Source organism: Lentzea sp. NEAU-D7 (assembly GCF_026242055.1).
Taxonomy (GTDB): Bacteria; Actinomycetota; Actinomycetes; order Mycobacteriales; family Pseudonocardiaceae; genus Lentzea.
Genome location: NZ_JAPJDL010000039.1, coordinates 45,345 through 58,081 on the forward strand (window position 1 = coordinate 45,345; position 12,737 = coordinate 58,081).

Sequence of the window (12,737 nt, forward strand, 5' to 3'; positions counted from 1 at the left end):
CAGAAGAAGGAGCAGACCATGTCACTCGGGCTGGACCCCGAGATCGCCATCGCACTGGCCCCGATGGCCGGTGCGATGGCGGACGCCACCCCTCCGGCGGTGGGCGACGTCGAGGCGCGCAGGGCCCTGTGGGAACCGATCATCGGCGCCGCCGGAACGGCCCAGCCGATCCCGGCCGACGTGACCACCACCGACCACCACGCCACCGCGGACGACGGCGCACGGATCACGATGCGCTGGTACACCGAGGAAGGCGCGACGCCCGGCCCGGCCGCGCTGTTCTTCCACGGCGGCGGGTACGTCTTCGGCCACATCGACCTGTTCGACGGACCGGTCTCCCGGTACGTGTCCGCGAGCGGTGTGCCGATGCTGTCCGTCGAGTACCGCCGGGCGCCCGAACACCCCTTCCCCACCCCGCTCGAGGACGCCTACGCGGCGCTGCGCTGGCTGCACGACAACGCCGCCGCACTGGGTGTCGACCCCGCCCGGATCGGTGTGATGGGCGACAGTGCCGGAGGCGGGATGGCGGCGGCGCTGTCGATCCTCGCCCGTGACCGCGGCGGTCCGGCCATCGCCCGGCAGATCCTGATCATGCCGATGCTCGACGACCGCACCACCGAGGCCGACCCGCACATCGCGCCCTACGCGTTGTGGTCCTACGACGACAACCTCACCGCGTGGCCCGCGCTGCTCGGCGACGCCGCCGGCGGGCCCGACGTCCCGGCCACCGCGGCACCCGCCCGGCTCGAGGACGCGTCCGGCCTGCCGCCGGCCTACGTCGAGGTCGGTCAGCTCGACGTCTTCCGCGACGAGGACCTGGCCTACGCGACGAAGCTCAGCCGCGCCGGCGTGCCGGTCGAGTTCCACCTGCACCCCGGCGCACCGCACGAGTTCGACTCGATCGCCGTCGACTCGGACGTCGCCCGCCGCGCCGTCGCTGACCGCGTCCGAGTCCTCAGGTCGATCTAGCCGAGTTCCCGGCAGCCGCGCTCGACGTGCCGAACTGCTGCTTTACTATGGTACTAGTAAATCAGCAAAGGGGCTGCCGTGTTCGTCTTCCGGCTCGACACCCACTCCGGTGTGCCGCCGTACCTGCAACTCGTCCAGCAGGTCCGCCAGGCGGTGCTGCTGGGCTTCCTCCAAGCCGGTGACCGCCTCCCGCTCATCCGCGAGGTGGTCGAGGACCTGGCGATCAACCCGAACACCGTCGCCAAGGCGTACCGGCAGATGGAGCAGGAGAACCTGGTCACCGGCCGGCCCGGCCAGGGCACGTTCGTCACCGAGCAGCGGTCGGCCGCGATGCCGGCGTCGACGTACACGTCCCTGCACCGCGGCCTGGTGACCTGGCTGCGCCGCGCCTACGCGGCCGGGCTCGACGAGCAGTCGGTCGACGCGCTGTTCGCCTCCGTCCACCAGCAGGCGAAGAACGAGGGCGTGGCGTGACGGCGGCCGGGTTCGCGCTGCGCACCGACGGCGTGGGCAAGCGGTACCGGAAGGGCTGGGCGTTGCGCGACTGCACGCTGGCCCTGCCGGCGGGCGGCGTGATCGCCCTCGTCGGGCCGAACGGCGCGGGCAAGACCACGCTGCTGCGCCTGGCCGTCGGGTTGCTGGCACCGAGCACCGGCACGGTGGAGGTCCTCGGCCACGACGTCACCGCCAGCACTCCGCACACCCTGTCCCGGATCGGGTTCCTGGCCCAGGACCACCCGCTGTACAAGCGCTTCACCGTCGCCGAGATGCTCCGCTTCGGCCGGGCCTGCAACCTGCGGTTCGACCAGGGGCTGGCCGAGCGCCGGCTGGCGAAGCTGGGCATCCCGCTGGACCGCAGGACCGGCACGCTCTCCGGCGGGCAGCAGGCCCAGGTCGCGCTGGCCCTCGCCCTGGCGAAGCGGCCGGACCTGCTCGTCCTCGACGAGCCGGTGGCCAGTCTCGACCCGCTGGCGCGGCACGAGTTCATGCAGGTCCTCATGGGCGCGGTGGCCGAAGGCGACGTGACCGTCCTGTTCTCCTCCCACGTCGTGCACGAGCTGGAGCGCGTCTGCGACCACCTGGTCGTGCTCAACCAGGGCCGGGTCACGCTCACCGGCGACATCGACACCCTCCTCGCCGAGCACCGGGTGCTCGTCGGCCCGCGCACGTCCACCGACCTCGACCGGGCCGGCACGGTCGTGGAGGCCGTCCACAGCGACCGGCACACGACCCTGCTGGTGCGCGACGGCGCGATACCGGCCGCGCCGGGGTGGCAGACCCAGCCGGTCGCGCTGGAGGACCTGGTGCTCGCATACCTGCGCCGGCCGTCCGAACCGGGCGCCGCGGTCGCGGCGGAGGTGGCGTCGTGACGTGGTTGATCTGGCGCCAGCACCGGACCGAGGTCGTCGTCCTCGGTCTGCTCGTCGGCATGTTCGGCGTTGTCCTGCTCGCGCTCGGGACGCAGGCCCACGACCTGTTCCCCGGCGGTCCCGCGCGGTGCGCGGGAGAGGCCCGGGTCACCGACGCCTGCACGGCCTCCTTCCGCCGGCTCGACGACGAGTACGGCTACGTCGAGAACCTCCTGGCGGCCTTCTACCTGGTCCCCGTCGTCATCGGGGCGTTCCTCGGCGCGCCGCTGCTCGCGCGCGAGCTGGAGGACGGCACCTGGCAGCTCGCCTGGACGCAGGCCGTGCCGCGGATGCGCTGGCTGGCGGCCAAGCTCGCGGCACTGGCCGGCGTCACCGTCGCGCTCACCGGCATGTTCACCGCGGTGCTCACCTGGTTCCGCCAGCCGTTCGACGCGTGGGAGGGGCGGTTCCAGTACGACGCCTTCGACCTGCAGGGACTCGTTCCGGTGGCGTACGCGCTGTTCGCGTTCGGCGCCGCCACCGCCGCGGGGGCGGTCCTGCGGCGCAGCCTGCCCGCGTTCGGCGTCGCGTTCGGGGCGTTCCTCGCCGCCAGGATGTCGGTGGCGCTGGTGGCCCGTCCCGCGTACGCCACGCCGCTCACCACCAGGGAACCTGTTCCCGCCGGCGGCGCGAAGGACCAGGCCGGGTCCGTGCCCGGCTTCGCCGACTGGACGATCGAACGGGGCTACGCGGACGCCACCGGGCGCAGGCTGAGCTCGGCCGAGTACTCCGAGCTGGAGGCCGCCGCCGACCAGGCCGGCACGAACCTCAACCAGTTCCTGCACGCACGGGGCGTCCAGCGGTTCGGCGTCTACCACCCGGCCGACCGGTTCTGGACGTTCCAGCTCGTCGAGGCGGCCCTGTTCGTCGCCGTCGCGGCGGTCCTGACCGGTGTGGTGGTGTGGCGGGTGCGGCGCAGGATGATCTAGGCCGTAGCGCGTCTGTGCCGGACGCGCTCCATCCGTCTGTTGTGGACGATCAGGTCACCTTGATGACGACCTTGCCCACGGCGTGGCCGTTCTCCACAGCGGCGAGGGCGACCAGGGCGTCGGAGAACGGGTGGACCGCGCTGATCGCGGGTGCGAGGACTCCGTCGAGGGCCAGCCCGGCCGACCGCTCCAGGTTCTCGCGGTCGAGGCGGCGCTCGACGAAACGCCCACCGAGGTCGGACACGGACGCGTCACCCACGGCGATGACGTTGCGGGGATCCTTGGCGAGCGGGGCGACAGTCCGCAGCGAGGCGCCGCCGACCAGGTCGACGATCGCGTCGAAGCCGTCCGGGACCAGCTCGCCCGCCGCAGTGGCGACGTCCTCGGCTGTGTAGTCGACGAACCGCACGCCGACGGCCTCGGCGGACTCGCGCTTGGCGGTGCTGCCGGTGCCGACCACGCGCAGCCCGCGCGCGGCGGCCAGCCCGGCGACGGCGAGACCGACTCCGCCGCCGACGCCGTTGACCAGAACCGTGGCACCGGCCGGGAGGCCGAGCTGGTCGAGCACGTCCACCGCCGTCGTCCCGGCCACGGGCAGCGTCGCCGCCACGGCCGCGGACAGGCCCGCCGGGATGCGCGCGGTGTTCGGCGCGGACAGCACCGTCGTCTCGGCGTAGGTGCCGCCGCCGGTGAGCGCGAAGCCGAAGACCGCGTAGCCCACCTCGAGCCCGTCAACGTCCTCCCCCAGTGCGAGAACGGTTCCCGCCGCCTCCATGCCCAGCACGCGGGGGAACGGCCGCCCGCCGTCGAGCCCTTCGACCAGACCTGCGCGCACGATGTGGTCGAGGGGGTTCACGCCGGCGACGTCGACCCGGATCAGCACCTCGCCGCGGCCGGGGACGGGGTCGGGACGGTCGAACAACTCCTGCACCTCAGGCCCGCCGTGCTTGCTGAAACCCCACGCCTGCCCCATTTTCTGCCGCCTTTCGGATGACCGCCCGGTGGTTCCGGGCTCTGCGGCCATCCTCATCGTTGACATCGATGTGAGGGGCAACCGGCTGAGGCGCGGGTCACAGCGTCAGGCCGGCTGCGCCGCCCGTTCCGGAGCCGTGGACAGGGCCGCCCGGTGCCGGCCGTTGGCCCTGATCAGCATGTCGAGTGCATCCCGGGTCTGGAGCAGGTGGGCGATCTCGGCGTCGATCCGGTCGCGCTCGCGCATCATCGCCGTGAACGTCTCCTCCGCGACGTCCAGGTCATCCGGGATGTCGACGCACGGCAGCAGAGTCGTGATCACCCGGCTGGAGAGGCCCGCGTCGAACAACTGCCGGATGAGCGAGACGCGCTGGACCGCGGTGTCGGAGTAGTGGCGCTGCCCCGCGCCGGAGCGCGAGCTGGTCAGCAGGCCCTGCTCTTCGTAGTACCGCAGTGAGCGCGGGCTCACGCCCGTGCGCTTGGACAGCTCGCCGATCCGCATTCCCGAAAGCCTACGCCCGCGTGCTCCGCGCGACCGCTCGCGTCCATTGTGGACATTCGGGATCGAACCCCCGACACGGGCGGTGGCGAGTTTTCCACATTTGCTTCGAGAATGTTTTCCGGCAACGTCACGAAAGTTTCCCGCATCCCCGCAGCGGCGTCCCCCAACCATTTTTCGATCGCCAGGAGGAACTCCTCAACATATGGGGCCGAACAGGTGATGTGTCCGGCGTCGCATCACGTAATGGCATCCACGTCTTGAATGTGCCTTAGGTTAGCTTTACCTTGTCGACACCCGTTCTGACCTGGGGGTGAGCTGAGGAGGACTGCTGGTGAGGCGTCGTGCACGCACCGTGACGCTGGTGGCAGCACTGTTGGCGTCGACGTTGACTGCTTGCAGTTCAGCAGACGACCTGATCATTTACTCCGGCCGCAACGAACAATTGGTCGGAGCCCTCCTGGACCAGCTCGAGGACGCCGTCGGAATCGATGTCGAGGTCCGCTACGGCGGTAGCGGTGAAATGGCCGCGCAGCTGTTGGAAGAAGGCCAGGGCACCGAGGCGGACCTGTTCTTCGCGCAGGACGCCGGCGCGCTGGGCGCGGTCGGGGCGCAGGGCCGGCTGGCCGAGCTGCCCGCGGACGTGCTCGGCATGGTGCCGGAGACCTACCAGGCGCGGGACAAGCGCTGGGTGGCGACGAGCGCACGGGCCCGCGTGATCGCTTTCGACCCCCGCGTGGTCGACGAGGACGAGCTGCCCAGGTCGATCGAGGAGGTCGTCGACCCCAAGTGGAAGGGCAAGGTCGGTTACGCACCGACCAACGGGTCCTGGCAGGCGTTCGTGACGTCGGTGCGGGTGCTCAAGGGTGAGGACTTCGCCAGGGACTGGCTGAAGAAGTTCGCCGCCAACGAACCGAAGCGCTTTGACAACAACAACAGCATCCTCAAGGCGGTCGACGACGGTCAGCTCCCCTTCGGACTGATCAACCACTACTACTGGTACGCCATGGTCGCGGAGAAGGGCGGCGAGGCCAACGTCAAGGCCCGGCTGCACCGGTCCGGCGGTGGTGATCCGCTCGCGCTGGTCAACGTGGCCGGTGTCGGGATCATCCAGGGCTCCAACCAGAGCGAGGCCGCGCAGAAGGCCGTGCGGTTCCTGCTGTCCGAGCAGGCGCAGCGGCACTTCGCGGACCAGACCGCCGAGTACCCGGCGAATCCGGGCGTGAAGCCGGGCAAGCACCGGCTGCCGCCGATCACGGACCTGCAGGCGCCCGACATCGACCTCTCCCAGCTGTCGTCGTTGCAGGAGACGGTGAAGCTGCTGCAGGAAGCGGGGTTGTCCTGAGGCCCGGCCACCGGGCCGGCCCAGCTCTCACCACTCTGTCGCTGCTCGTCGCCGCGGTCGCCGTGCTGCCGCTGGCGTACCTGGCCGTGCGTTCGTTCGAACGCGGCGGCGGTGTCGTGTGGGACGTGCTGGCCCGGACCCGGACCGCGGAACTGGCACTGCGCAGCCTCTCGCTCGCGGTGGCGGTGACGGCCGCGTGCCTCGTGCTGGGCGTGCTCAGCGCGTGGCTCGTGACGCGCTCGGACCTGTCCGGACGGCGGGCCTTCGGAGTGCTGCTCGTGCTGCCGCTCGCGGTGCCGTCGTACGTCGCCGGGTTCACCTGGATCTCCGTGGCGCCGCGGCTCACCGGGTTCGCGGGCGCGTTCGTGGTGCTGACGCTGGTGTCGTACCCGTACGTGCTGCTGCCGGTCGCGGCCGCGTTGCGCACGGCCGATCCGGCGGTGGAGGAGGTCGCGAGGTCGCTCGGCAGGACCAGTCGCCAGGTGTTCCTCTCCGTGACGCTGAGGCAGATCCGGCCCGCGGCGCTCGCCGGCGGGCTGCTGGTGGCGCTGTACGTGCTGAGCGACTTCGGCGCGGTGTCGCTGATGCGGTACGAGGCGTTCACCCTCGGCATCTACACGAGCTACCGGGCCTCGTTCGACCGCACGCCGGCCGCGGTCCTCGGACTGGTCCTGGTGGTGCTGGCGGTCGCGTTGACCGTCGGCGAACGACGGGCGCGCGGGGTGATGGCGCTGCGCGGGCGCCGTCAGCCGCTGACCGTGCCGCTGGGGCGGGCTCGGGTGCCGGCGCTGGGCGGGACGGTGGTGTTGCTCGTGCTGACGCTCGGCGTGCCGGTCGTCAGCCTCGTGTGGTGGCTCGCGGCGGGGACCTCGACGTTCGAGGTGTCCGACCTGCTGGCGACCACCGGCAACACCGTCGCGGTGTCGGCGTTCGGCGCGGTGCTGACGCTGCTGCTGGCGCTGCCGGTGGGAGTCCTGGCGGCACGGCACCAGGGCCGGCTCGCCAGAGGGGTCGAGCTCGCGAGCTTCGCGGGGCACGCCCTGCCCGGCATCACCGTCGGGCTGGCGCTGGTGTTCTTCGGGATCAGGTTCGCGCCGGCGCTGTACCAGACCCTCCCCATGCTGGCGTTCGCGTACGCGGTGCTGTTCCTGCCCTTGGCCGTGGGAGCTGTCCGCACCGGCGTGGCGCACGCACCGCCGGTGCTGGAGGACGTCTCGCGGTCGCTCGGCCACGGGCGGTGGCGGACGGCGATGCGGGTCACCGTGCCGCTCTCCGCGCCGGGCGTCCTGGCCGGCACCGCGCTGGTGTTCCTGACGTGTGCCAAGGAGTTGCCGGCGACGTTGCTGCTGCGGCCGACCGGGGTCGACACCCTGGCGACCGAGCTGTGGACCCGCACCGAGGTCGCCGCCTACGCCGCGGCGGCGCCCTATGCGGCGGTGCTGCTCGTGGTGGCGGCGATTCCCGCGGTGGTGCTGGACCGGTTCCTGCGCCGGGACGATTCGGGAGGTGGGCGATGAGCGGCTTGACGGTGAAGCGACTCGTCGCGGGCTACGGCGGAGAACCCGTGCTGCGCGAGGTCGACTTCGAAGTGCCGCAGGGCGGGTTGCTCGCCGTGCTCGGGCCTTCCGGGTGCGGCAAGACGACGCTGCTGCGGGTCCTCGCCGGATTCCACCCGGTCACCTCGGGCGAGGTCTGGCTGGGCGAGCGGCGGCTGACCTCCGACGTACCGCCGGAGCGGCGCGGGATCGGGATCGTGCCGCAGGAGGGCGCGTTGTTCCCGCACCTGACCGTGGCGGGGAACGTCGGGTTCGGGCTCGGCCGGGGTGAGCGCGGAGACCGCGTCGAAGAGCTGCTCGACCTGGTGGGCCTGGGCGGGTTCGGCTCCCGGATGCCCGCGCAGCTCTCCGGCGGCCAGGCGCAGCGGGTGGCGCTGGCCCGCGCTCTGGCACCGCGTCCCGGGGTCGTGCTGCTCGACGAACCGTTCTCCGCGTTGGACGCCGGTCTGCGCGAGGAGCTGAGGGCGGACGTTCGCGCGACGTTGAAGGCGGCCGGCGCGACGGCGTTGCTCGTGACGCACGACCAGGAGGAAGCGCTGGGTGTCGCGGACCACGTGGTGGTGCTGCGGGACGGCGCAGTGGCCCAGTTCGCGAGGCCGCAGACGATCTACACCTCGCCCGCCGACCTAGGGGTGGCGTTGTTCGTGGGTGAGGCGATGACGTTCGCCGGCGTCGCCCGTTCCGGCCGGGTGCAGACACCGCTCGGGACCTTGCCGACGTCCGGCGACGGTCCCGGCACGGTGCTTTTGCGTCCGGAGCAGCTGATCCTCGGCGGCACCGGCGTTCCGTCCACTGTGGAGGACGTCCTCTTCCACGGGCACGACGCGACGGTCCTGTTGCGGCTCGCCGACGGCACACGGGTCCGGTCACGCGTGCAGGGCCGGATCTCGGTGCGGTCCGGAGACGCGGTCTCCGTGTCGGTCGACGGGCCCGCCCTGTTCTTCGAGGGCACACCGTGACGGCCACGGCGGACCTCGGGTTCGCTGATCGTCTCGCGGAGCACGGTGACCGGCTCGCCCTGGTGACACCCGACGGTTCGCTGACCTACCACGAGCTGGACCAGCGGGTGACCTCGGCGGCGGAGCGGCTCGGCACGACGCGGCGGCTGGTGCTGCTCGCCGCGGAGAACGACGCCGATTCGGTCGTGGCGTACCTGGCCGCGTTGCGCGGCAGGCATCCTGTCGTCCTCGCGTCCACCGCGCAGATCCCCGCGCTGACCTCCGCCTACGACCCGGACGTGGTGATCTCGGGCTCCTGGACGGAACGGCGCGCGGGCACCGCGCACGCGCTCCACCCCGAACTGGCGCTGCTGCTGTCGACGTCCGGCACGACCGGGTCGCCGAAGCTGGTGCGGCTGAGCGCGGACAACCTCGCCGCGAACGCCGCCGCGATCGGCTCCTACCTCGACATCCGGGAGACGGACCGCGCCGTCACGTCCTTGCCGCTGCACTACTGCTACGGCTTGTCGGTCGTGAACAGCAACCTCGCGTGCGGCGCCGGGCTGGTGCTCACCGCACGATCGGTGATCGAGCCGGAGTTCTGGGACCTCGTGCGCTCCCACGGCGTGACGAGCCTGCACGGAGTGCCGCACACGTTCGGGCTGCTGGACGGCATCGGCTTCGACGCCATGCACCTCCCGAGCCTGCGTTACGTGACGCAGGCCGGCGGCCGGCTGGCCCCGGCGGACGTGGTCCGGTACTCCGAACTGGGCGCCGCACGGGGCTGGCGGTTCTTCGTGATGTACGGCCAAACCGAGGCCACCGCGCGCATGGCCTACCTCCCGCCTGAGCTCGCCGCCTCGCACCCGTCTGCGATCGGTGTCGCGATCCCCGGCGGAAAGCTGCGCGTCGACGACGGCGAACTCGTCTACAGCGGCCCCAACGTCATGCTCGGGTACGCCCACGCGCCCGAGGACCTGGCACTGGGACGCACGACCTTCGAGCTGCGGACCGGGGACCTGGGAGCGGAGTCCCACGGCCTGTTCTCGGTGACCGGCCGCAAGAACCGGTTCGTGAAGCCGTTCGGGCTGCGCGTCGATCTGGACCAGGTCGAACGCTCGCTCGCCGCCGACGGCCTCCGCGCGGCCTGCACGGGTGACGACAGCGGCCTGGTCGTCGCGGTGCTCGGCGACGCGGACCGCGCGGCGCGGTTGGTCCGCGCTCTGACCGGACTGCCCGCGACCGCCGTCCGCACCTACGCCGTGACGTCGTTCCCGTTGCTGTCCAACGGCAAAGTCGACTACCGGGCCGTCGCGGCACCGTCCACGGGCGACTCGAACTCCGTGCGCGAGGTGTTCGCCTCGGTTCTCGGCGTGCGGCCGGTGCCGTCCGACGCGACCTTCAACTCGCTGGGCGGCGACTCGCTGCGCTACGTCCAGATGACCGTGCAGCTGCAACGGTTGCTCGGCGATCTACCGTCCTCGTGGCCCACGATGCCGGTGTCGTCGCTGGAAGCGCTGCGCGCCCGGCACCGCCGCGTCCCGCTGGTCGACACCACGATCGTGCTGCGAGCGCTGGCGATCCTGCTCATCGTGGGCTCGCACGTCGGTTTCTTCACGCTGCTCGGCGGCGCACACCTGCTGCTCGTCGTCGCGGGCTGGAACATCGCCCGCTTCCTGGTGCCCGCCGATCCGCTCCGCATCCTGCGGGCGGCGGCGTTCATTGCGGTGCCGACCTCGCTCTGGCTCGTCTACCGGATGGCCGTCACCGACGACGTGACCATCGACAACGTCCTGCTGGTCAACAACTTCACCCGCGTCGGCGCCGCCGGGTACTGGTTCGTCGAGGTCGTCGTGCACGTTCTGCTCCTGTGTGCACTGATCTTCGCCGTACCGGCGGTCCGGCGCTGGGAACAACGGCACGGCTACGCGCTCGCGTTGACGGTGCTCGGACTGGCGCTGGCGCTGAGGTTCACCGTCGACGGCGACTTCTTCGCCCGCAACATGACCACGCTCGGCGCGGCCTGGTTCGTCGCCCTCGGCTGGCTCGCCCACCGCTCCCCCGCGTGGTGGCAGAAGTGCTTCGTCGTGGTGGTGATGGTCGCGATGGTTCCCGGCCGGATGGAGAACCTCTCGCGCGAGGTCGTCGTGATCGGCGGCGTGGTCCTGCTGCTGTCGCTGGCCCGCGTGCCGGTGCCGCGCGGACTGCTCACCCCGGTGAGCCTGCTGGCCAGCGCGTCACTCGCCATCTACCTCACGCACTACGCCGTGTTCCCGCACCTGCAACCACAGGTGCCGTCGCCGGTCGTGTGGGTCGTGTGCGTCGCGGTGGGGTGCTTGGCGTGGCTGGGAGCAGACCGGGTGATGAGAGCGATCGCGGTGGGGCCTTCGACGAGTTCGAGGACCCCGCGGCGCCGCCGGGCCGGGGCCGTGCGGGCTTCCGGCCCGGCGGGGTCGTCGAGCCGCTCACGCGGCATCACGACCTGAGACTCACGCACCGGCCTTGGTGACGAGCTCGATGAGCGCGTCGGCGGCCGGACCGGAGGAGGCGGGGTTCTGCCCCGTGATCAGCAGGCCGTCGCGCAGGACGTACGGCGCCCAGTCGTCACCCTTGGAGTAGTCGCCCCCCAGCCGCACGAGCTCGTCCTCGACCAGGAAGGGGACCACCTCGGTGAGCTGGACACCCTCCTCCTCGCTGTTGGTGAAGCCGGTGACCTTCTTGCCCCGCACCAGCGGGGTGCCGTCCGCGTTCACCGCGTGCCGCAGGACGCCAGGAGCGTGGCAGACCAGGGCGAGGGGCTTGCCGGCGCGCAGGGTGGACTCGATCAGCCGGATGGAGGTGGCGTCCTCGGCCAGGTCCCACAGGGGGCCGTGGCCGCCGGGGTAGAAGACGGTGTCGAAGTCGTCGACGGAGACGGAGTCGAGGCGGACGGTGTTGGCGAGTGCCTCCACGGCCTCGGAGTCGGCCTCGAAGCGGCGGGTCTCGTCGGTCTGGCTGGCCGGCTCGTTGCTCTTGGGGTCCAGCGGGGGCCGGCCGCCCAGGGGCGAGGCGAGCACGACCTCGAAACCGGCGTCCCGGAAGCGGTAGTAGGGGGCGGCCAGCTCTTCCAGCCAGAAGCCGGTCTTCCTGCCGGTGTCACCGAGCTCGTCGTGCGAGGTGAGGACGAGGAGAACCTTCATGAGTACTGCTCCTTGAATGTTGCGCCGGCCTATTAGACCGGTCGTCTCTAGATGGTCGAAGAACACGGGAGCGCGCCGGCTCGCGGCGCTACACGTGCAGGAGACGGCGAGTGACCGTCGTGACCGCGTCCAGCGGGCCGACGTCGCGGTGGATCTTGGCCATGACGCTCGCGCCGAGCCACATGTCGTACAGGGCCTGCGCAGTGGTACGGGCGTCGTCGTCGACTACCAGCGAGCCGTCCTCCAGGCCGGATGCGATCACCCGCTCCAGGCGGTCGACGATGGCGGTGGTGCCTTCCTTCAGCGCGAGCCGCATCGACTCCGACAGGTCGGCCACCTCGGCGCCGAGCTTGACGGCCAGGCACTTGCCCTGGCACTCGTCGACGCTCTGCGTCTCGCGCCAGCCCTGCCAGTAGTTCATCAGCCGCTGCGCCGAGGTCAGGCCCGGCGCGGTGAGGACGCGGTCCATGTCCGCGAGGTAGTCGACGAAGTACGACCGCATCATCGCCTCGCCGAAGGCGTCCTTGGAGCCGAAGTAGTGGTAGAAGGACCCCTTGGGCACTCCGGCCTCGGAGAGGACCTCGTTGATCCCCACCGCGGCGAACCCCTTGTGCGACATGATCCGCTGAGCAGCGTCGAGGATGCTGCGCCGCGTGTCGCCCTGGGTGCCCGCCATGGGTTCACCATAGCAGCCATTAGACCGGTCGTCTAGCGACCGGAGACCGAACGCCAGACGGCCGGGGGGGGGCCCCCCCCGGCACCGCAGGGCGGGGGGGGGGGCGGGGGGGGGGGGGGGGGGGGGGGGGGGGTGGGGGGTGGGGGGGGCGGGGGGGGGGGGTGGGGGGGGGGGGGGTGGGGGGTGGGGGCTGGGGGCTTGGGGCTGACCATCGCACCGCGTTCGCGCCAAAGCACCCCTTGCCCAACCCGCAGCAAAGCACTAC

At 71.6% G+C, this 12,737-nt stretch carries 12 protein-coding genes; 8 read left to right on the plus strand and 4 right to left on the minus strand.

Features of this window, described 5'->3' with window-relative positions:
• The first annotated feature begins 18 nt into the window (after window positions 1-18).
• The 4 genes from ORI60_RS44080 to ORI60_RS44095 all read left to right on the plus strand — a co-directional run bounded on the left by ORI60_RS44080 (window position 19) and on the right by ORI60_RS44095 (window position 3,307).
• Entirely contained in the window at window positions 19-969 is a 951-nt protein-coding gene (locus ORI60_RS44080) for an alpha/beta hydrolase (protein WP_266043957.1), read from the plus strand.
• 78 nt (window positions 970-1,047) lie between these two features.
• Entirely contained in the window at window positions 1,048-1,443 is a 396-nt protein-coding gene (locus ORI60_RS44085; protein ID WP_266042438.1) for a GntR family transcriptional regulator, read from the plus strand.
• Window positions 1,440-2,339 carry an ABC transporter ATP-binding protein gene (locus ORI60_RS44090; RefSeq protein ID WP_266042437.1) on the plus strand — a complete coding sequence of 300 codons (900 nt, stop codon included), beginning with the start codon at window positions 1,440-1,442 and terminating at the stop codon, window positions 2,337-2,339. The genes ORI60_RS44085 and ORI60_RS44090 overlap by 4 nt, the downstream gene beginning before the upstream one ends.
• Window positions 2,336-3,307, plus strand: a complete 972-nt coding sequence (locus ORI60_RS44095; protein ID WP_266042436.1) for an ABC transporter permease subunit — start codon at window positions 2,336-2,338, stop codon at window positions 3,305-3,307. Before ORI60_RS44090 ends, ORI60_RS44095 begins: the two co-directional genes overlap by 4 nt.
• Window positions 3,308-3,356: 49 nt before the next feature.
• On the opposite strand, the gene ORI60_RS44100 is transcribed toward ORI60_RS44095, so the two are convergent.
• Both ORI60_RS44100 and ORI60_RS44105 read right to left on the minus strand, forming a co-directional pair.
• The gene (locus tag ORI60_RS44100) at window positions 3,357-4,280 is read right to left on the minus strand and encodes an NADP-dependent oxidoreductase (RefSeq protein ID WP_266042435.1); all 924 of its coding nucleotides are present in this window, start codon (window positions 4,278-4,280) and stop codon (window positions 3,357-3,359) included.
• Between the two features lie 105 nt (window positions 4,281-4,385).
• On the minus strand, window positions 4,386-4,781 hold the full coding sequence (locus ORI60_RS44105; protein WP_266042434.1) for a MerR family transcriptional regulator: 396 nt from the start codon (window positions 4,779-4,781) through the stop codon (window positions 4,386-4,388).
• Window positions 4,782-5,142: 361 nt separating this feature from the next.
• Between ORI60_RS44105 and ORI60_RS44110 the strand changes: the two genes are divergently transcribed.
• From ORI60_RS44110 to ORI60_RS44125, 4 genes are all read left to right on the plus strand, one after another.
• Window positions 5,143-6,123 (plus strand): iron ABC transporter substrate-binding protein, encoded by a 981-nt coding sequence (locus tag ORI60_RS44110; RefSeq protein WP_266042433.1) that lies wholly within the window; start codon window positions 5,143-5,145, stop codon window positions 6,121-6,123.
• Between the two features lie 62 nt (window positions 6,124-6,185).
• On the plus strand, window positions 6,186-7,640 hold the full coding sequence (locus tag ORI60_RS44115; protein ID WP_266042432.1) for an ABC transporter permease: 1,455 nt from the start codon (window positions 6,186-6,188) through the stop codon (window positions 7,638-7,640).
• Window positions 7,637-8,638, plus strand: a complete 1,002-nt coding sequence (locus ORI60_RS44120) for an ABC transporter ATP-binding protein (RefSeq protein WP_266042431.1) — start codon at window positions 7,637-7,639, stop codon at window positions 8,636-8,638. The genes ORI60_RS44115 and ORI60_RS44120 overlap by 4 nt, the downstream gene beginning before the upstream one ends.
• Window positions 8,635-11,103 carry a non-ribosomal peptide synthetase gene (locus tag ORI60_RS44125; protein ID WP_266042430.1) on the plus strand — a complete coding sequence of 823 codons (2,469 nt, stop codon included), beginning with the start codon at window positions 8,635-8,637 and terminating at the stop codon, window positions 11,101-11,103. The genes ORI60_RS44120 and ORI60_RS44125 overlap by 4 nt, the downstream gene beginning before the upstream one ends.
• Window positions 11,104-11,106: 3 nt before the next feature.
• Here ORI60_RS44125 and ORI60_RS44130 read toward each other — a convergent pair whose 3' ends face one another.
• Together ORI60_RS44130 and ORI60_RS44135 are read right to left on the minus strand one after the other, a co-directional pair.
• Complete coding sequence (locus tag ORI60_RS44130; protein WP_266042429.1) at window positions 11,107-11,796, minus strand: type 1 glutamine amidotransferase domain-containing protein; 690 nt, start codon at window positions 11,794-11,796, stop codon at window positions 11,107-11,109.
• 88 nt (window positions 11,797-11,884) lie between these two features.
• Window positions 11,885-12,472, minus strand: coding sequence for a TetR/AcrR family transcriptional regulator (locus tag ORI60_RS44135; protein WP_266042428.1), 588 nt, complete (start codon window positions 12,470-12,472; stop codon window positions 11,885-11,887).
• Window positions 12,473-12,737 lie beyond the last annotated feature (265 nt).

Bases quoted from the DNA above. Each gene is read 5' to 3' on its own strand.
- ORI60_RS44080 (WP_266043957.1), top strand. From the start codon at position 19: ATGTCACTCGGGCTGGACCCCGAGATCGCCATCGCACTGGCCCCGATG.
- ORI60_RS44100 (WP_266042435.1), bottom strand. From the start codon at position 4,280: ATGGGGCAGGCGTGGGGTTTCAGCAAGCACGGCGGGCCTGAGGTGCAG.
- ORI60_RS44105 (WP_266042434.1), bottom strand. From the start codon at position 4,781: ATGCGGATCGGCGAGCTGTCCAAGCGCACGGGCGTGAGCCCGCGCTCA.
- ORI60_RS44120 (WP_266042431.1), top strand. From the start codon at position 7,637: ATGAGCGGCTTGACGGTGAAGCGACTCGTCGCGGGCTACGGCGGAGAA.
- ORI60_RS44130 (WP_266042429.1), bottom strand. From the start codon at position 11,796: ATGAAGGTTCTCCTCGTCCTCACCTCGCACGACGAGCTCGGTGACACC.
- ORI60_RS44135 (WP_266042428.1), bottom strand. From the start codon at position 12,472: ATGGCGGGCACCCAGGGCGACACGCGGCGCAGCATCCTCGACGCTGCT.